General features: G+C 60.4%; 16 protein-coding genes and 1 tRNA gene. 7 read left to right on the top strand and 10 right to left on the bottom strand.

What is annotated here, in order from left to right:
* The first annotated feature begins 254 nt into the window (after positions 1-254).
* A complete protein-coding gene (gene mgtE, locus AC1RCO_RS17250; protein ID WP_011062760.1) occupies positions 255-1,697 on the top strand; it encodes a magnesium transporter in 1,443 nt (480 codons plus the stop codon).
* 109 nt (positions 1,698-1,806) lie between these two features.
* Here mgtE and AC1RCO_RS17245 read toward each other — a convergent pair whose 3' ends face one another.
* Positions 1,807-2,133, bottom strand: a complete 327-nt coding sequence (locus AC1RCO_RS17245) for an Arc family DNA-binding protein (RefSeq protein ID WP_003204761.1) — start codon at positions 2,131-2,133, stop codon at positions 1,807-1,809.
* A 379-nt stretch (positions 2,134-2,512) separates the two neighbouring features.
* Here AC1RCO_RS17245 and phnN point away from each other — a divergent pair, with 379 nt between their 5' ends.
* The gene (gene phnN / locus AC1RCO_RS17240) at positions 2,513-3,094 is read left to right on the top strand and encodes a phosphonate metabolism protein/1,5-bisphosphokinase (PRPP-forming) PhnN (RefSeq protein ID WP_015636675.1); all 582 of its coding nucleotides are present in this window, start codon (positions 2,513-2,515) and stop codon (positions 3,092-3,094) included.
* Here phnN and AC1RCO_RS17235 read toward each other — a convergent pair.
* Positions 3,069-3,248: a PA3371 family protein gene (locus AC1RCO_RS17235; RefSeq protein WP_011062759.1), complete on the bottom strand. Its 180-nt coding sequence runs from the start codon at positions 3,246-3,248 to the stop codon at positions 3,069-3,071. The genes phnN and AC1RCO_RS17235 overlap by 26 nt on opposite strands.
* 23 nt (positions 3,249-3,271) lie before the next feature.
* The gene (locus AC1RCO_RS17230) at positions 3,272-3,670 is read right to left on the bottom strand and encodes a hypothetical protein (protein WP_342400518.1); all 399 of its coding nucleotides are present in this window, start codon (positions 3,668-3,670) and stop codon (positions 3,272-3,274) included.
* A gap of 134 nt (positions 3,671-3,804) precedes the next feature.
* On the opposite strand from AC1RCO_RS17230, the gene AC1RCO_RS17225 reads away from it, so the two are divergent.
* Positions 3,805-3,881, top strand: a tRNA-Arg gene (locus tag AC1RCO_RS17225).
* Positions 3,882-4,168: 287 nt separating this feature from the next.
* Here AC1RCO_RS17225 and AC1RCO_RS17220 read toward each other — a convergent pair.
* The 3 genes from AC1RCO_RS17220 to AC1RCO_RS17210 are packed head-to-tail and all read right to left on the bottom strand — an operon-like array spanning position 4,169 to position 8,395.
* On the bottom strand, positions 4,169-4,828 hold the full coding sequence (locus tag AC1RCO_RS17220; protein WP_072442765.1) for a DUF1266 domain-containing protein: 660 nt from the start codon (positions 4,826-4,828) through the stop codon (positions 4,169-4,171).
* Positions 4,829-4,835: 7 nt separating this feature from the next.
* Positions 4,836-6,077 carry a hypothetical protein gene (locus AC1RCO_RS17215; RefSeq protein ID WP_492617892.1) on the bottom strand — a complete coding sequence of 414 codons (1,242 nt, stop codon included), beginning with the start codon at positions 6,075-6,077 and terminating at the stop codon, positions 4,836-4,838.
* Complete coding sequence (locus tag AC1RCO_RS17210; protein ID WP_492617891.1) at positions 6,068-8,395, bottom strand: hypothetical protein; 2,328 nt, start codon at positions 8,393-8,395, stop codon at positions 6,068-6,070. Before AC1RCO_RS17210 ends, AC1RCO_RS17215 begins: the two co-directional genes overlap by 10 nt.
* Before the next feature lie 538 nt (positions 8,396-8,933).
* On the opposite strand from AC1RCO_RS17210, the gene AC1RCO_RS17205 reads away from it, so the two are divergent.
* Positions 8,934-10,538: a tetratricopeptide repeat-containing response regulator gene (locus AC1RCO_RS17205; protein WP_015636670.1), complete on the top strand. Its 1,605-nt coding sequence runs from the start codon at positions 8,934-8,936 to the stop codon at positions 10,536-10,538.
* Entirely contained in the window at positions 10,535-11,224 is a 690-nt protein-coding gene (locus AC1RCO_RS17200; protein WP_011062753.1) for a sensor histidine kinase, read from the top strand. Before AC1RCO_RS17205 ends, AC1RCO_RS17200 begins: the two co-directional genes overlap by 4 nt.
* Here AC1RCO_RS17200 and AC1RCO_RS17195 read toward each other — a convergent pair.
* Positions 11,212-12,156 (bottom strand): LysR family transcriptional regulator, encoded by a 945-nt coding sequence (locus AC1RCO_RS17195; RefSeq protein ID WP_065365409.1) that lies wholly within the window; start codon positions 12,154-12,156, stop codon positions 11,212-11,214. The two genes, AC1RCO_RS17200 and AC1RCO_RS17195, sit on opposite strands and share 13 nt — an antisense overlap.
* A 319-nt stretch (positions 12,157-12,475) precedes the next feature.
* Between AC1RCO_RS17195 and AC1RCO_RS17190 the strand changes: the two genes are divergently transcribed.
* Together AC1RCO_RS17190 and AC1RCO_RS17185 are read left to right on the top strand one after the other, a co-directional pair.
* Positions 12,476-13,717 carry a glutamine synthetase family protein gene (locus tag AC1RCO_RS17190; RefSeq protein ID WP_492617991.1) on the top strand — a complete coding sequence of 414 codons (1,242 nt, stop codon included), beginning with the start codon at positions 12,476-12,478 and terminating at the stop codon, positions 13,715-13,717.
* A gap of 72 nt (positions 13,718-13,789) precedes the next feature.
* Positions 13,790-15,163 (top strand): MFS transporter, encoded by a 1,374-nt coding sequence (locus AC1RCO_RS17185; protein WP_019092800.1) that lies wholly within the window; start codon positions 13,790-13,792, stop codon positions 15,161-15,163.
* Between the two features lie 59 nt (positions 15,164-15,222).
* Here the strand turns inward: AC1RCO_RS17185 and AC1RCO_RS17180 are convergent, their stop codons facing one another.
* The 3 genes from AC1RCO_RS17180 to flgM all read right to left on the bottom strand — a co-directional run bounded on the left by AC1RCO_RS17180 (position 15,223) and on the right by flgM (position 16,899).
* A complete protein-coding gene (locus tag AC1RCO_RS17180) occupies positions 15,223-15,969 on the bottom strand; it encodes a flagellar brake protein (protein WP_011062749.1) in 747 nt (248 codons plus the stop codon).
* A gap of 96 nt (positions 15,970-16,065) precedes the next feature.
* A complete protein-coding gene (locus tag AC1RCO_RS17175) occupies positions 16,066-16,533 on the bottom strand; it encodes a flagella synthesis protein FlgN (protein ID WP_011062748.1) in 468 nt (155 codons plus the stop codon).
* Positions 16,534-16,581: 48 nt separating this feature from the next.
* A complete protein-coding gene (gene flgM / locus AC1RCO_RS17170) occupies positions 16,582-16,899 on the bottom strand; it encodes a flagellar biosynthesis anti-sigma factor FlgM (RefSeq protein WP_011062747.1) in 318 nt (105 codons plus the stop codon).
* Positions 16,900-17,003: the final 104 nt, after the last annotated feature.

Raw genomic sequence — 17,003 nt, 5'->3', positions numbered from 1 at the left:
TTTTTCTGTCGAGGCGTCGCAGTCTCATAGATTCGGACGTTGCTCAGCTTTATGCCGCAAGCGCTTGTTCTTGCCGCGATTTTTTAACGTTTAAAACCGTCAAGCGGTGTATGATTGCGCCCGTCAGCCCCGCCGGGGCTTGTGGAATACCTCCATGGACTTACCCAGTAGTTACTCAGTATCCCGTTTTAACAATCATGAACTGACTGATTGATCCTTCCGGCGTGCTCCTCTGCTGGGAGTGGAGTTCGCCTATGACCGAAGTAGAAGTAAAGAAAACGCAGGAAAGCCTGCAAGACCGCCTGGCTCAAGTCGTCGAGCTGCTGCAGCGCCAGCGGGTAGTTGAAGACCTGACGCACCGTCAGGAAGGCCATCATCATGACCGGGTCGAGAACCTGGTCCATCGGCAGAACCTCGTCGAGTTGCAACGCAAGCTCGATGATCTGCACTCTGCTGACGTTGCCTACATCCTTGAAGCCTTGCCTCTGGAAGAGCGTCTGACCGTCTGGCAGTTGGTCAAGGCCGAGCGTGACGGCGACATCCTCCTCGAAGTATCCGATTCCGTACGTGAAACCCTGATCGCCGACATGGACGATCACGAGCTCCTGGCTGCCGCCAAGGAGATGGACGCTGACGAACTTGCTGACCTGGCCCCCGAGCTGCCGCGAGACGTCGTCCATGAGCTGATGGAGGCTCTCGACGGCCAGCAGCGTGAGCGCGTTCGCTCCGCGCTGTCCTATGATGAGGAGCAGGTCGGTGCGCTGATGGACTTCGAGATGGTGACCATCCGCGAGGATGTCAGCCTGGAAGTGGTCCTGCGTTATCTGCGTCGTCTGAAAGAATTGCCAAGCCACACCGACAAACTGTTCGTGGTGGACTACGACGGCGTGCTCAAAGGGGTGCTGCCGATCAAGCGTCTGCTGGTCAATGACCCGGACAAGCAGGTCGCCGAGGTCATGGCCAGTGATCCGGTGAGTTTTCATCCGGATGAAGATGCCTACGACGCGGCTCAGGCGTTTGAGCGTTATGACCTGATTTCGGCCCCTGTGGTCGACAAGAACGACAAGTTGATCGGCCGTTTGACCATCGACGAAATGGTCGACCTGATTCGTGAGGAAAGTGAGACCGAAGTCCTCAACATGGCCGGTCTGCGGGAAGAGGAAGACATCTTCGCCTCGGTCTGGAAATCCCTGCGCAACCGTTGGGCCTGGCTGGCGATCAATCTGATTACCGCGTTTGTCGCGTCCCGGGTGATTGGGTTGTTCGAGGGCTCGATTGAAAAGCTGGTGGCTTTGGCGGCCCTGATGCCCATCGTTGCGGGTATCGGTGGCAACTCGGGTAATCAGACTATCACCATGATTGTCCGGGCAATGGCCCTGGACCAGGTGAGCACTGGCAACACCTCGCGCTTGATGCGTAAAGAGCTGGCCGTAGCCCTGATCAATGGCCTGGTCTGGGGTGGGGTGATCGGTGTCGTGGCGTACATGCTCTACGGGAGCTGGTCGCTGGGGGTGGTCATGACCGCTGCCATGACCTTGAACCTGCTGCTGGCGGCGCTGATGGGGGTTCTGATCCCCATGACCCTGGCGCGCCTGGGGCGTGATCCGGCGATGGGCGCTAGCGTGATGATCACCGCCATGACTGACAGTGGCGGCTTTTTCATCTTTCTCGGCCTGGCGACCATTTTCCTGCTTTGATCCGTTCTTCCCTGTTGGTTATCGACGAAGCGCCTAAATGGCGCTTCGCTGCTTTTAGCGGGGCAAAAAAAAGCCAGCGACTAGGCTGGCTTGAGCTTGCGAGATGCAATCAGGTGGCGTCTGCGGCCATTTCAGCGTCATGGGCGATCAGCGAAACCAAAGCGTTTTGCTGGCGATGTGAGAGTTGGCGGAAACGTTGAAGCAGTTCGCGCTCATGCAAGGACAGTTCGGGGCTGTCCAGGCGCATGCTCAGCTCTTCACCCAAGGCGCCTTCCTGAATAAGACTCTGTTCCAGGCGCGCGATGATTTCGGAGTTCATGCTGCGGTGATGATTGCGAGCCACCTCGGCAATGCGTTCACGCATCCCGTCGGGTAGACGTACGACGAACTTGTCAGCCGTACGGCTGGAATAAATTGCCTGTTTCAATGGGCGCATATATTTAACCGGTTAGTTCAGGGGGAGCGGTTCTCGGAATTGGCCGCGGGCTGTCTTTTAGGACAAGCCTGAATGCCAAATGTTCAACCTGAATTGTTAAGAGGCCCGCATCATGCCTCAAAATTGCCAGATCCTTGGCGTCAATTCTGTGACAAATATTGAACTGGATAAAGGCGTTATGCCAGCACCAATTATCAGAAATGCGGACTGGTTTGAAAAGTTCGTCGGGTCCGCGTTGCTGGCCGCATTCTCCCATCCTGCGGGAGTGTCAGTGCACCGACGAAGGTGCATGCTATGCGGGTGAAAGTGTAATCCCCACCTGTCAGAGGATAGTGGCAAATGGCCGATTTACTAGTTGTGCTCTGCGGAGCAGCCACCCATGCCGGGTAGGTTGATCTACTTGATGGGGCCTTCAGGGGCCGGCAAGGATAGCCTGATTGATGCGGCCCGGCAGCCTTTAAGTGCGTTGGGCTGTGAAGTGGCAAGAAGGGTGATCACGCGCTCTGCCGAGTCGGTGGGAGAGGAGGCGATTGAGGTCACCGCCGAGGAGTTCGCGGGACGAGTAGGCCGGGGGGATTTCGCTTTGTTCTGGCAGGCCAATGGCCTGGGTTATGGGATTCCCGTGGTGATCGATAGCTGGTTGGCGCAGGGGCGCAATGTCCTGGTCAACGGGTCCAGAGGCTATCTGTCCAGGGCGCGAGCTCGGTATCCCGATCTGATTCCGATAGTTCTGACGGTTGATAACGAAGTATTACGCCGTCGCTTGCTGCGTCGGGCCAGGGAAAGCCTGCCGGAGATAGAAGAGCGCCTGCAGCGTAATGAACAGTTTGCCCATGCCGGCTGGCTGGATGAGGAGGGAGTGGTTCGCCTGGATAATTCTGCCGAATTGCAGGTTACCTTGAGGCGCCTCTTAGGCATATTGCAAGAGCACGGTATCAGCGCAATACAGGGTCGAACTTGATCCTGCGGCCAGCCAGCAGTGCCAGCAGAAACAGGCCGAACAGTGAGCCGCTGATGATCAGTGGCGCGCTGCCCAGAGGTTCTTCAGGCAGGAACACAGCGGCAATGGCGCTGAGTAGCGTCAGAACAAGCAGGCTTTTGGCGGCGGTGGACATAAATGGCTCCTGTAGTCTCGGTCTCAAAATACCCAGCGTTCAGTGGGTGCGGCGCCTGGCTGTTGCGAGGCTTTTCCCTGGGTAACCCGGGTCACTGAGCCAGGCTCAATCTGGGTGTTCATGACTGCCAGCTGGGGTGCCAGGCGTTGCTGGTAATGGGCGAAGGATGACCCGCCAGGGGCAGCGTCATCTGCAGGTTGAAAGTGAAAGGCCGCCAATACGGCGATGGCAATCGCATTCAAGAGCAACAGAGCGCTATTCATGGGCGGCATCTCCTCAGTGTTTATCCACTGATTAAGCAGCCTGCGTGCCAAGAGTTTCCCTGGCGATAAAGTCTTTAAAAACAATATGTTGAGCTGATTTTTAAAGTCTCTTGAATTGCATTTTGCAATGATGGCTTTTTGCAGTGATGCAATTTGCACGACGCGGCATCGAAGCCACGGGGCGAGCCTGATGCTTCCTGCAAAAAGCCCTATGGATCACATGACAAATGCGGCCTTGGCCGTTAACATGCACGCCGTCCTCCAAGCCGTGCCGCAATGGCGCTCGCTGTTTTGTCTCAGTAGCTCAATTGGATAGAGCATCCCCCTCCTAAGGGGAAGGTTGGCAGTTCGAACCTGCCCTGGGACACCATATAATTCGTATCTTTCTGGGCTGATCCCTGCGCGGTTGATCTGTTCTTGGACCCCGGAGCGAAAGAATAAAGAAAAGCCCCACCGGGCGATCCTCGGGCGGGGCTTTTTTGTTTTCGTCTATCCGAGGGGCACGTTAAACAACGGGCTCTTTTTCTTGTATTGGTGACAGCCTGACCAGTGTGGGGCTACGTGCTTGTGAATAGGGCCACAGTGAGTGTTTTTGATGGCCTGCAAGGATTCACGTTGTTTTGCTGATCTGGCTGCTTGTCGCCAGGGCCAGAAATATCAATCCGCTACCGGACAGAGCGCCGGCAATCCCTTCCAGTCGACGCTTGCCCACACTCCGCTGCCGGGTGCAAGCAACTGGCTCAGCTTCGCTTCATTGAATGAAGTTCCCAGCGAATCGGCCCTGAATGCGGCTATCCATTGCTGGCGGCCCAGCATGAAGGCCTTGCCGAAGTCTTCCCAATCGTTGAAGCAGTCCTGGGCCCGCTGGGCGTTGAGCAGCATGATGCGCCACCCTGTTTCAGGTTCGAGCCAGCTCATCAACATGGCGCAACGGACAAAAAATGCGCTGCGCACGCAGGCGAAGGCCATGGCTGCTCGCGGGTCATCACTGGGATTCAGGCCATGCAGGTCAATACGAAACCACTGGCGCTCCAGGGTGCCATTGAGGTGGACGCAGACTTCGTCGTCGGTGGCGTTGCTGCGAAAACCGATCTGGTGCAGCAACGAGGCCCGTAGGGTGCTTTTCGCCTGATCCATGAAGTGGGTGGTATCGGGGTCGTAGAAACCGGTCATTCCGGTGGCATCGACCATGGGTTGTGCCAGTGTCAGTGCCCAACGCTTGCGTGGTGTGAATACCACCAGGGATGTTCCCGACGGGCGGCGAAAGTGACGCCAGCCCAGCCAGGCGCCGAATAGCACGACAATTACCGTCATCATCTGCGTATTACCTGCTTCTGTTTTGCCATGTGCTGATTTCTTCGGCCAGGGATGGGGACATATCTGACCAGGGCACGCCTTCGGTCCGATACTGCGGGTCCTCGGCCTGACGTGGTGGCAAGGGGGTTTTCTTGAAGATGTGACGGGTGGCGTACTTGACGGTCGGCGCCTGGGGCGCGACCTCCAGCAGCAGGTCGGACTGGCGTGCCGCGACCAGCCACTCGACCATGGCCGAAGGGGCTTCCAGCCGTCGGAACAACTGTGGGTAACGGGCTACCAGACGGGTCTGGGTTTGAGGATCACTGACTTCTTCGATACGCAGCCAACCCGCCTCGGTACGTACTATGCCGATGGCAATGCAGTCGGCCGGGGTCTGTTGGTCGGTACCCAGGGTGTTGAGAAAGCGCAGCAGGTCGTGGAAATAACGTTCGATGGGCGGGCGGTTCTGCTTGCCTTTGACCTGCTCCACCGTCAGTGCACCGTCGTCCTGGATGATCAGGCTGATGGTGATGTGGGGTTGGCCTTGAGCATCGCGCAGGCTGAACACGCGCATGCTCTGCTGTTCCACCGCTTCGGCGTAACGCTCTCCGTAGCCGCCGGTCAGGGCCCGACGGTTGGCGAACTGCCCGAGGCAATGGCGCATCACGTAGCTTTCAAAAGCCATCTCGGCACGCAACAGCGGGCTTTGCGGGCGCAGTTCGACCCAGGTGTGCTCGGCACAGGTGAGGGTCACGTTCAGGGCTTCGGCAGAGCTCTGGCGCCACCCCTGGTCGACCCGGGCCGCCATTTGTGCATGCTCCCTTTCCCACAATGCCAGCGCTTGCGGGCAAGTGATGCGATCCAGCTTGCCCTCAAGAGCCGTGCCTTTGCGTGAGGTCAGGAACTCCACCAGTTGGGCTTCCTGGTGCAGCAGCTGCGGGTCCTGCGGGTCGATCCAGACCAGGGGCGCCAGGGCTTTGGCGGGGTCTTCGGATTGCGCCTTGGCAGCGCGCTCGAAATAGCCGTTCACCCAGGCCGGCACCGAGTCGCTACCCAGGGCCGTACAGGCGTCATCCAGGGACTGGATGCGCCGTGCCGGTTCGAAGTTGCCTACCAGATGGCGATAGAAGTGGTTCAACAGCCAGCCCTGCACTGCGTGCTCGTCCCTGCGCTGCTGGCTGCGCTGGGTGATACCGCGTTTCAGTTCATCGGCATTGAGCAGGTTGCGCGGGGCGTAGCTGGGGCTGCGCTTGTCGGCGCTTACTTCCATATCTGCCACCAGTTTTTCTTGCCGGCCGGTTGAGCCGGGGCTTGCAGCTCGCTCAGGATTTGCTCGATCCGGGCACGGCACCGGATGTCGTAGTCATCGTCCGGGGCACACAGGGCCAGGGTGCGTGCGCAGTAGTCAATAGCTTCGGCGGCCCGCCCCCGGGCCTTGAGGAAGTCCACCGAGGCGGACATGACCGAGACCTCGTTCAGGGACAGTACCGCCGGCTGGTAACGCTGCCAGAGGCTGTCGGCGTTGTCCGGATGGGCATGAGCCAGGTAGCGTGCGACCTGGATCCGGGCAAACAGCGCCGAGCTGTCCAGTTGCTGATCGCTGACGCCTTGCTCTTCCTGCCACTTGAGCAGGCGTTCGAGCCAGATGAGGATCTCATTGTCGCGATCGAGCTTGTACAGGGCGTACGCCACCGAGGCTACGTATTCATCCGGGTTGTGGCGGCTGTAGCCGAACTCGGCCGAATAATGCCAAAGCTGTTCCGCGGCATCGATAATGCCGGGCAGATCCTCCAGGCTGATACGCGCACTGAGCAGCCCGTTGTAGTGTTCGGCGAACGGGCTGGCGGCGATGCCCCGTGTATGCAGTTCGATGGCGTCTTCGTAGCGAATCGGGTTGTAGTAGCGGTAGTTGATCGCCAGGTTGTTGCAGAGCATGGAATACAGGTGCGCGCAGGCATCGTAGGGGTGGCCGCTGCCGCTGGCGAAATAGCGCTCCATATGGGCCTGGCCCTGCTCGTAGGCATCTCTCTGGGCTTCGCGCAGCAACGCATAGGCCTGGTCCCGGGCGTCCGGGGGCAATTTGTCGGCTTCTGCTTCGGCCAGATCTTCAATGCCCAGTGCGTAGTTGTAGGCGTGCTTGCCGCAGGACAGGACGGGCTTGGGCGCTTTGAGTGCCTCGATAATCCCCTGGCTGTTGATCCGAGCGGCAAACAGCGAAAACACACTGCGGTTGTCTTGCATGCGGCCCGCCTGGATGGCGGTTTGCAGCAGGCTGACTTCAGTGGCCGCATCGATCAGGCCGTGCTCAGCGTCATGCACGGCTGCCAGGCGGGTGATCCAGGGGTGATCGGGCGCACGACGCACCGCTTCTGCACGAGCTTCGGTATACAGCGCGTCGCCAGCTTGCAGGTCCTCCATGGCCAGGGAGAGGGCGGCCAGCAGTGGCGTGGTGGCAGACTCGCTGGTTTCGATACTTGGCAGTGCTTGCAGGAAGCTCTGCAGCACTTCCTCGGTGATACAGGCACGCATCACGCAAATCGGCCACCAGGCACTGCGCTCATCAGGGTCCTGCAGGCGATCGAGTACCAGGCGGGCGGTGGCTGGCCATAGCTCGGTTTGCCTGTCATAGACATCGATGAATGCGCGAAATCCGGCTTCGTCGATGCGGCCAGCTTCCATCAGCCAGGGCAATTCGTATTCGATAAAGTTGTTGCCCCCGTCGGAATCCAGGCTCAGGGCTGCGGCATTGCAGATCTTCAGGGCGCCGGCCAGGTCGCCCTGGGCGTGCAGGGCGCGGGCCGCCAAGCGTGCAGTGCGCACTTCCCATTCGCGGCGCTGGGGCAGGGAGCGGCCAGCGGTCAGTTGCGCGATGGGTTGCTCGAACAGTGCCAGGCGCAGCGGAATGATCTCGATCAGCGAGTTGCCCAGCCACAGCCAGTCGCCTTCATCGATATCCTGGTCCGGGCCGGCGGTACGTACGGCGTTGACCGCCTCCAGGGCTGCACTACGGGCCTCTTCATTGCGGTCGTGGTAGGCCAGGACTCGGGCGCGGCGCTGATACTGATCGGCGGCATCCCAGGCACGCAGGGCCGCGCGGGCAGGGTTGCCCAGGGTCAGGGCGTAGCGCACTTCGATGGTTTTCAGTGCTATTTCACAACTAGCGCGTTCCAGATCGTCGAAGATCCGATAGCGGCGGTAATGCTCGACATTGAAATCCAGGGTTTGCGTGGCCATCTGTTCGAGCTGTCCGAGCACTTCGATCAGGGTTGGCTCGTCATCGAGGTAGTTGGCGACCCGCAGGCGCAGGATAGCCAGGTTCATCATCAGCTCGGCGCGGGCCGACTCTGGGGCGGCTTGTACAAGAGCGTCGCCATCCCGATCGATGACGGCCCGGGCTGCCGCTGAATCACCGGCCTGCATCCACAGGGTGTGCAGGCGGTCGATGGACGCCAGGGAGTCGGCCTGCAGCGGTTGTGCCTGCAACTGAGCCAGCAGGGCATCGGTTTCCTGTTCTTGCTGTTGCGCCTCCAGGCGGTCCATGAACTGTTCCAGTTCAATGCCGGTTATCGCACTGCTGTTATGCGCCATCGTTAACTCCATTTGATAATGACCTGCGCATCACGTGATGCACTGCCTGGCAGACCGGCACTTCCTCGTCGTTGGTACCGCCGTGGGGTGTCATGCCGATCCTTCGACACCCGGTTCGCAAGCCTGCGACGCTTGCGACTGATGGACCCTTTATTGCGCGGCAGACCCTCTGCAATGCAGGGGCATTTCCGGCAAGAAACGATCGAGGCTGTGAGGCGCTGCACGCTATCAGGTGATGTTTCAGAATCCAAGGTTTGAGCGTGCAAACGGGCCTCTTTTACGGCCGAGTACACGGGCTGGTCGAGACTTGTGCAATCCGCGGTGAAATGCCGCCCGTCGGCTATAAGGGAATGCGTAATCCGGCCGATAACCTCAGTGGACAATTGTGTTCCCAAGTGGCGGCCTGGATCACAGGCCGACCGGAAAGTGCTTGATAGCCCGTGGCCAGCAGCTATTATCTGCGCGCCAAAAACAGGCTGCGAAGCCGGGTGGGTCCTGCTGTCTTTGGATTGATCTTCTTACTTGCCTGGAATCTTCGATGCTGGCGTACCACCAAAAGAGCTTTTTGATCGTCGATGATTTCTCGGACTTCCGCAGTTCGGTGCGTTCGATGCTGCGTGAGCTGGGCGTCAAGGATGTAGACACCGCCGACACTGGCGAGCAGGCCCTGCGCATGTGCGCGCAGAAGCGCTACGACTTCATCCTCCAGGACTATCACCTGGGCGACGGCAAGAAAAACGGCCAGCAGGTGCTCGAAGACCTGATGCTGGAAAAGCTCATCAGCCATGAGAGCGTGTTCCTCATGGTCACCGCCGAGAGCAGCCAGGCCATGGTGCTCAGTGCCCTGGAGCATGAGCCCGATGCCTACCTGACCAAGCCTTTCAACCGCTCCGGTCTGGCCCAGCGCCTGGAGCGCCTGCAGCAGCGCAAGACGTTGCTCAAACCCATTCTCCAGGCCCTTGACCGGGGCAAGCCGGTGGAGGTGCTCAACGCCTGCATCGCCCTGTGCAAGCAGGACCCGCGTTATGCGCCGTTGTGCCTGCGCTACCGCGCCGATGCCCTGCGCGACATGCATCAGAACGAGGCCCTGGAGCGCCTGTACAACAGCATCCTGGCGGACCGGCCGCTGCCCTGGGCTTACGTCGGGCTGGGGCGCCTGCTGTTCAAGCGCGGGCAGGTTGGCGAGGCCAAGGCGGTTTATGAAAAGGCCTTGAAGGCCTTTCCGATGATGCCGGGCCTCTACGACGGGCTGGCAGAGGTGCTGGTAGCCGAAGGCGATACCCAGCGGGCCCAGAACGTGCTGGAAGAGGCGGTGCGCCTTTCTCCCCTGGCCGTGCGGCGCCAGGCATTGCTGGGCAAGCTGGCCATGGCCAACGAAGACTTTGACAGCGCCTCCCGGGCTTATCGCCAGGCGGTGTCCCAGGGCGCGCAGTCGCGTTTCAAGGACCCGGAAAGCAACCTCGGGCTGGCCCATGCCCTGATCAGCAAGGGCAGCGAGAGGGGCCTGGACACGCGCACCCGGCTGGAAATCAACCAGACCCTGAGTGCCGTGGCCAAGGAGAATCCCACTGACCCGGGCCTGCAGATTCGCGCGCGGCTGATGAAGGCCACGAGCCTGTTGCTCAATGATGCCGAGACCGCGGAAAAACTCACCGAGCAGGCGTTGCTGCGCCTGGACGGCATGGAGCAGTTCATGAGCCCCGAAGCGGCGCTGCTGGTGGCCAAGCAACTGCAGATGCTGGGGCAGGCCAGTGCCGGTGCTTCGATGCTCAAGAACTGTGCGGAGATCTATGGTGATGATCCGAAGGTCATGCAGAACATCGCCAAGCTGACCGACGACCCGACTATCCTCAGTTCTTCCAATGCCGCCGCCGATATCAACCGTCAGGGCGTGCGCAGCTACAAGGGCGGCAACCTCGCGGAAGCGCGGGAGTTGTTCCGCAAGGCCCTGGCCATGCAACCGAAGAACATCAGTATTGCCCTGAACATGGCCCAGTCGCTGCTGCACGGCGCCGACGCCAATCCGGACGCGGCACTCCTGGAAGAATGCCGGGCGTGCCTTAAATTGGTGGGCATGATGCCCGATACCGACGCGCGTTATCCGCGCTATCAGAAGCTGCGAAGCAAGGCGTTTGGCCAATGATCGAAAAGCAACAGGCGCTCGACTTTTCCACGGTGATCGCCTCCACCGTACATGACATGAAGAACTCCCTGGCCATGCTGATGCAGGCTCACGCCCAGTGGCTGGCGCGCTTGCCCGAGCAGCAGAATGCGCCAGAGCAGGGGGTGATCGACTATCAGTTCGCCCACCTCAACGGCATGCTGGTGCAACTGCTGGGGCTGTACAAGCTGGGGATCAACCAGCTGCCGTTGCAGCCGGCCTACCACGAACTGGATGACTTCATCGAAGCGCAACTGGTGAGCCACCAGGACGTGTTCAAGAGCCGTGGCATTTCCGCCGCCTATGAAGTCGATCCGCTAAGCCCCCTGGGGTTCTTCGATCGTGAGCTGATCGCCTCGGTATTGGCCAATTGCATCAACAATTCCATTCGCCATGCACGTCATGCCCTGCTGATCAGCGTCAGTGATGAGGAAGGGCAGGTGGTGCTGTCCATCAACGACGATGGCGAAGGCTATCCCCAAGGGATGATCGAGCGTCAGGCCGACTATGTGCAGGGCATCAATCAAAGCAGCGGCAGCACCGGGCTGGGCCTGTACTTTGCCGGGCGCATTGCCGAATTGCATCAGCGCAATGGCGTGTGCGGCCACACCCGGATCAGCAACGGCGGCCCATTGGGCGGCGGGTTGTTCAAGCTCTACTTGCCCTGAGCCGCGAGTGGTTGAAGGTGTGCCTCGCCCAGTTGCCGCCCGGCCAGGGCCAGGCATTCCAGAAAGGTTGCCAGTGCGACCTTGGGTTCCTGGCCCTGGCGGGTGATGCAGTGAAAGTGCGAGCGGTAGGCCAGGCGCTCGGGTAGCAAGGCGCGCAGTTGGCCCTTGGCTACCCAGGCCGCTGCATAGTGGCTGGGCAGGTAACCCAGGTAGGTGCCGGAGAAAATCAGCGTGGCGATGGCCTCCATGGCGTAGGCGCTGACGCTCTGGTTGAAGTGCAGGTCATGGGGGCGCTGGTGCTCTGCCATGTAGCCCCGGCTCACATAGTCGGCGGCGCAGATCTCTTCCAGGGTCAGTGTTTCGTCGGTGCGCGGGAACAGCGGATGGCCGTGGGCGCAGTAGAGGTTCTGTTCCTCCTCGAACAGGTGCTGATAGTGCAACCCCGACAGTTGATGGTGGAAAGCGCCGATGGCCAGGTGCAGGCGTTCGTCGAGCACGGCCTGTTCCAGTTCGTCGGGGCGCATCAGGTGCAGGTTCGGCCGTACCTGGGGCAGGCGCCGGCGCAGATGGCCCAGGGCCAGGGACAGGGGGGCATAGGGCAGGCTGATCAGGCTGTCGACACTGCCGATCTGCAACTGCTCGCGGGTGATGGGGCCGAGGCGGTTGGCGTGCTGGCGAAAGCGCTCGATGTCGGCGAACAGCAACTGTGCTGCCTCGAACAGCTCCTGGCCCTGATCGGTCAGCTGAAATCCGCTGCTACCGCGCCTGCACAGGGAGTAGCCCAGGCGCTCCTCAAGGTCGCGGACCACCACGCTCAGTCGCGACAGGCTGGTGTTGAGCCGTGCCTGGGCTGCGGTGAACCCGCCGGCATCAACGATGGCGCAGAACACCCGCAGCATCCGCAAATCAATATCGGCAAGGCTTCCCAGCATGGGCGCTCCCTCAAGTTGGCGTAGGCGACGTGCCGAGCCTACTCCCTTGTCCTGATTGATGGACACCATGGACCTGTAACAAGGCTGGCGGCCTGCTTGCCCCGCCAGTGGGGGCAGGGCCGGGGATTTTACTCGCGCCTGCTTGAAATCCTGAACGGGTGGTGCGTATTTTGTACGGGTCGCCGTTCGCGGCTCGTATAACAACAAGGATTGAGTCATGACAACCGATGGCCACAGTTCACTCGCCGAGCGATTGACGGGCATTGATGAGATCGAATGTGTCACCGCGGATCTCAATGGCGTGCCGCGGGGCAAGGTAATGACCGCCGAGGGGTTCCTCGAAGGGCGGCGCTTGCAGATGGCGCGGGGGGTGCTGCTGCAATGCATCATGGGCGGTTATCCGCCAGCACGTTTCTACGGCAGCGACGACGGCGACCTGGCGCTCAATGCCGACCCCCGGCAGATCCACCGCCTGCCCTGGAGCGAAACGCCCAGAGCGCTGGCCATCTGTGACGCCGATGAGCTCAGCGGCGAGAGTTCGCGGCTCTCCACTCGTGGGCAGCTCAAGCAGGTAATCGCCCGTTATGCCGCCCTGGGCCTGGCGCCGGTGGTGGCCACCGAACTCGAGTTCTTCGTGTTCGCGGCCAATGACGACCCAGCGCAGCCCTTCCGGCCGCCGGTCGGTCTGGATGGGCGGCGGGAGGAAGGCTATTCGGCGTTCAGCGTGAGTTCCAACAATGGTCTGCGACCATTCTTCAAGGAGGTCTACGAAGGCATGGCCGCCCTGGGCCTGCCCCGCGATACCTTCATGCACGAGATGGGCGTCAGCCAGTTCGAAATCAACCTGTTGCACGGTGACCCGCTGTTGTTGGCGGACCAGACCTTCCTGTTCAAGCACCTGCTCAAGGAGGTGGCGCTCAAGCACGGCCTGATCGTGGTCTGCATGGCCAAGCCCTTGGCTCGCACGCCGGGCAGCTCGATGCATATACACCAGAGCCTGGTGGAGATGGGTAACGGCCGTAACGTTTTCAGTGACGACGCCGGGCAACCTACGGCGATGTTCCGGCATTTCATTGGCGGCCTGCAGGCCGGCCTCGCCGACTTCACCGCCTTGTTCGCCCCCAATGTGAACTCCTATCAGCGCTTGTGTCATCCTTACGCTTCGCCGAACAATGCGTGCTGGTCCCACGACAACCGGGCCGCTGGCCTGCGGATTCCGGCCAGTTCACCGGTGGCGCGACGGGTGGAAAACCGTCTGCCGGGGGCGGACGCCAATCCTTATCTGGCGATCGCCGCGAGCCTGGCAGCAGGTTTGCATGGCATCGAGAACGAGTTGGAGCCAACCGCTGCCATCCAGGGTGAGTTCGAAGTGCCGGACAATCTTTCGTTGCCCTGTACCTTGCATGCGGCCCTGGAGCGTCTGAAACGTAGCCAGTTGGCCAGGGAACTGTTCGGCAACGAGTTCATCGAAGGCTACATCGCTTCGAAGACCATGGAGTTGACCAGTTTCTTTGATGAAATTACTCCCTGGGAGCGGCGTGTGTTAGCGGCCCAGGCATAACCGAACCGTCGCTGGTCGGGCCCCGGTTTGCCGGGGCTCGATACCTCATTCAAGGAGCCGCTCGGAACGCCGATGCGCCAAATCTGGAAATCCTTTCGAGCGCTTTATTTCGCGTCGCTGATGATGCTGATCGGCTCTGGCCTGCTCAGCACTTATCTGGCCCTGCGCCTGGCCGCCGATCATGTCGACGGGCTATGGGTGGGGGCCTTGATGGCGGCCAACTATTTCGGCCTGGTTTTGGGGGGCAAGCTGGGGCACCGACTGATTGCCCGGGTCGGGCATATCCGTGCCTACGCCACCTGTGCCGGGATTGTCGGCGCGGCAGTGCTGGGCCACGGTCTGGTGGACTGGTTGCCGGCCTGGCTGGTGCTGCGGATGATCGTGGGCCTGGGGATGATGTGCCAGTACATGGTCATCGAAAGCTGGCTCAATGAGCAGGCCGACGCCAAGCAGCGCGGGCTGGTGTTCAGCGGCTACATGATTGCCTCTTACCTGGGCCTGGTGCTGGGGCAGTTGATACTGGTCATGCACCCGGCCCTGGGCCTGGAGCTGCTGATGCTGGTGGCGCTGTGCTTTGCCCTGTGCCTGGTGCCGGTGGCCATGACCCGGCGCATTCACCCGGCACCCTTGCGCCCTGCACCCATGGAGCCGCGCTTCTTTATCAAGCGTGTACCGCAATCGCTGAGCACGGTACTGGGTTCGGGGCTGATCGTCGGTTCGTTCTACGGCCTGGCGCCGCTCTATGCCTCGCAACAGGGCTTGAGCACCGAGCAGGTGGGTCTGTTCATGGGTAGCTGCATTTTCGCGGGGCTGGTGGTGCAGTGGCCGCTGGGCTGGCTGTCCGACCGCTATGACCGGGCGCTGCTGATCCGCTGTTTTGCCTTGTTCCTGGCAGTGGTGGCCCTGCCCCTGGCGATCCTGCCTTCGGTGCCGCTGGAGGTCCTGTTTGTTCTGGGCTTCCTGTGTTCCCTGGTGCAGTTCTGTCTCTATCCACTGGCGGTGGCGTTCTCCAATGACCATGTGGAAGGGGATCGACGGGTCTCGCTGACGGCGATGCTGCTGGTGACCTATGGCGTGGGTGCGAGTATTGGTCCTTTGGCGGCAGGGGTGCTGATGAAGTTGTTCGGTAGCCAAATGCTCTACGCCTTCTTCAGTTTCTTTGCACTGGTGCTGGTCTGGCGGATTCGGCCGAAGGCCGTGACCAATCTGCATCAGGTCGACGATGCGCCACTGCATCACGTGGCGATGCCGGACAGCATGTCCAGTTCACCGTTGGTGGCGGCTCTGGACCCGCGGGTTGACGAACAGGTGGTTCAGGACCAGATGCAGAGCGCGCCCGCGCCGGAAGCTGCGCCTGATGAGCCTGCAGCGGATACCCCGCAGGCTGCGGACGAACCGCCTGCCGAGGAATGCGCCCGGGAACACCTCAGCGGGGCCAGGCCTTAGGCGCAAAAAAAACGGGCAGTTGCCGCAAGGCACTGCCCGTTTTCATTGATGCCTTTGAATCAGAGGTCGTCTTTATCGAAGCGCCGCGCTTCACGCTGCAGTTGATAGACGAAGCGTTCGACCTGGCGCTGTACCAGGCCGCTCATGTTGTGGAAGCGTACGCCGGCAAAGGTGGTGTCGATACGTTCTTCGTGGTGCAGGTAACGCAGTTCCACCGGGGCCGTCATGCTGCCGAAGGGCAGGGCGGCGATAAAGCGCTCGTAAACCTGGCCCAGTTGCAGGCGTGAGGAAATATCGCCGTCGAAACGCAATTTGCAGCCGGTGGCGGAAATGTCCAGCAGCTTGCCGCTGAGGGGCGACTTGAGTTTTTCGCCGCTCAGTTCGATGTCTACCAGTTGTGCCAGCTTCAGGGCGGCACGAAAGGCGTTGCGGCGCTGGTGGTAGACCACTTCGTCCGGCAGGGTTGTGCGGTAGCAGCGGCCGCCGTTGGATTCGTCGAGGGTGGGCAAGCCGTTGCTTTCCCAGGCGATGCGTACGCCTTCATGAAAGCCTTCAACGCGAAACGGCTCGCCTGCGAGCAGGAAGCGTTCACCGTCGCGGGGGATCATTTCGTCGAGGGCGATCATGTTGCTATCGCGGTCCACTTCCACCAGATAGCTTTGGAAGCGCTGGCTACGCTCGTGGAAAGTGATGATCAGCGGGTCATGGCTCTCTTGCAGCAACCGCAGGTTGGAAGAGATCTCCAACGCAGTGGTGAGCACCTTGGGTGGCTGCGGAGTATCTTCCGCATTTGAGGCGTTGAACACGGTTCATCAATCTCCAGACAAAATACAACTACACGCAGGAGCCAGCATTTTGCCAGCATGTTTCACGGCTTGGTAGCGCGCGCTCATTTTTTGGGTTTAAGCCTGACTGAGTGGGCGTGGCTTCGCAAGCATTGAGGTAGAGCCGCGGGCGTCGTATAGGGCAGGAGGTTCGCCACCATTGAGGATTTTCAGCTGGTTGGCGGTGGTGGCCTGTTGGATCTGGATCGAGCGACCATTGAGCTCGTTGGCAGCTTGGCACTCGGCAAGCAATTGGGTCAGGACATTGCTCTGTTCGAGCAATTGCGCGCCCAGGCTGGAGTGGCTGGCCAGTTGCTCGAGCCCCTCGCGGTTGGTCGGCAGGTTCAGGCTGGCAAGAATTTGCGTGCGCTTACGGCCATGCTGTTCCAGCAAGATGACCAAGGCTTGCTTCTGCGCCAGGATATCTTCCAGTAGCGGCATGTCGCGGCCGTGGAGGGCAATAGACTCGGCGCGTAGCAGCTCCAGCAAGTGTTGCGCTGGAGCAAGGTCATCGTTGATCAATTGCAGTAGGTTGGTGTCGTGCATGGCTGGCCTTGGGGATTAAGCGTCCAAAAGCCTGGCGCAAGCCTGGGGCTAGCGCTGGGCTTCGAAGTTAAGCAGTTTGCTGGCTACGCGGTTGCTGTCGACCTTATAGCTGCCATCGGCAATCGCTTGCTTCAACTCGGCCACCCGGGCTTTGTCGACGGCAGGCTGATCGCGCAGCTTGTCAGTGACTTTCTGCAACTGTTGAGCCTCATTGCTCAGGTGTACCGATTCCCCGCTTTTGCTGGTCTCGGCGGCGGTTGTCAGCGGCGTGGATTTGCCGGCATCACCGGTTTCCTTGCTGGTGCTGGTACGCGTACTGCCTGTCAGTGAAGGGGAGCTGTTTAAACGGCTGAAGTCGATGACCATGATGAAGTAAACCTCTGGGTATTTGGACGCTTGCCATGTTTTCGGCCATACCCTGAAAAACTTTAGGCTCGATTGTCGACAAACCAGGTCAGGTATCTGCGACC

The sequence above is a fragment of the Pseudomonas sp. GW823-FHT03E05 genome, from assembly GCF_058796855.1.
This window is presented reverse-complemented; position numbering and strand designations above follow the sequence as displayed.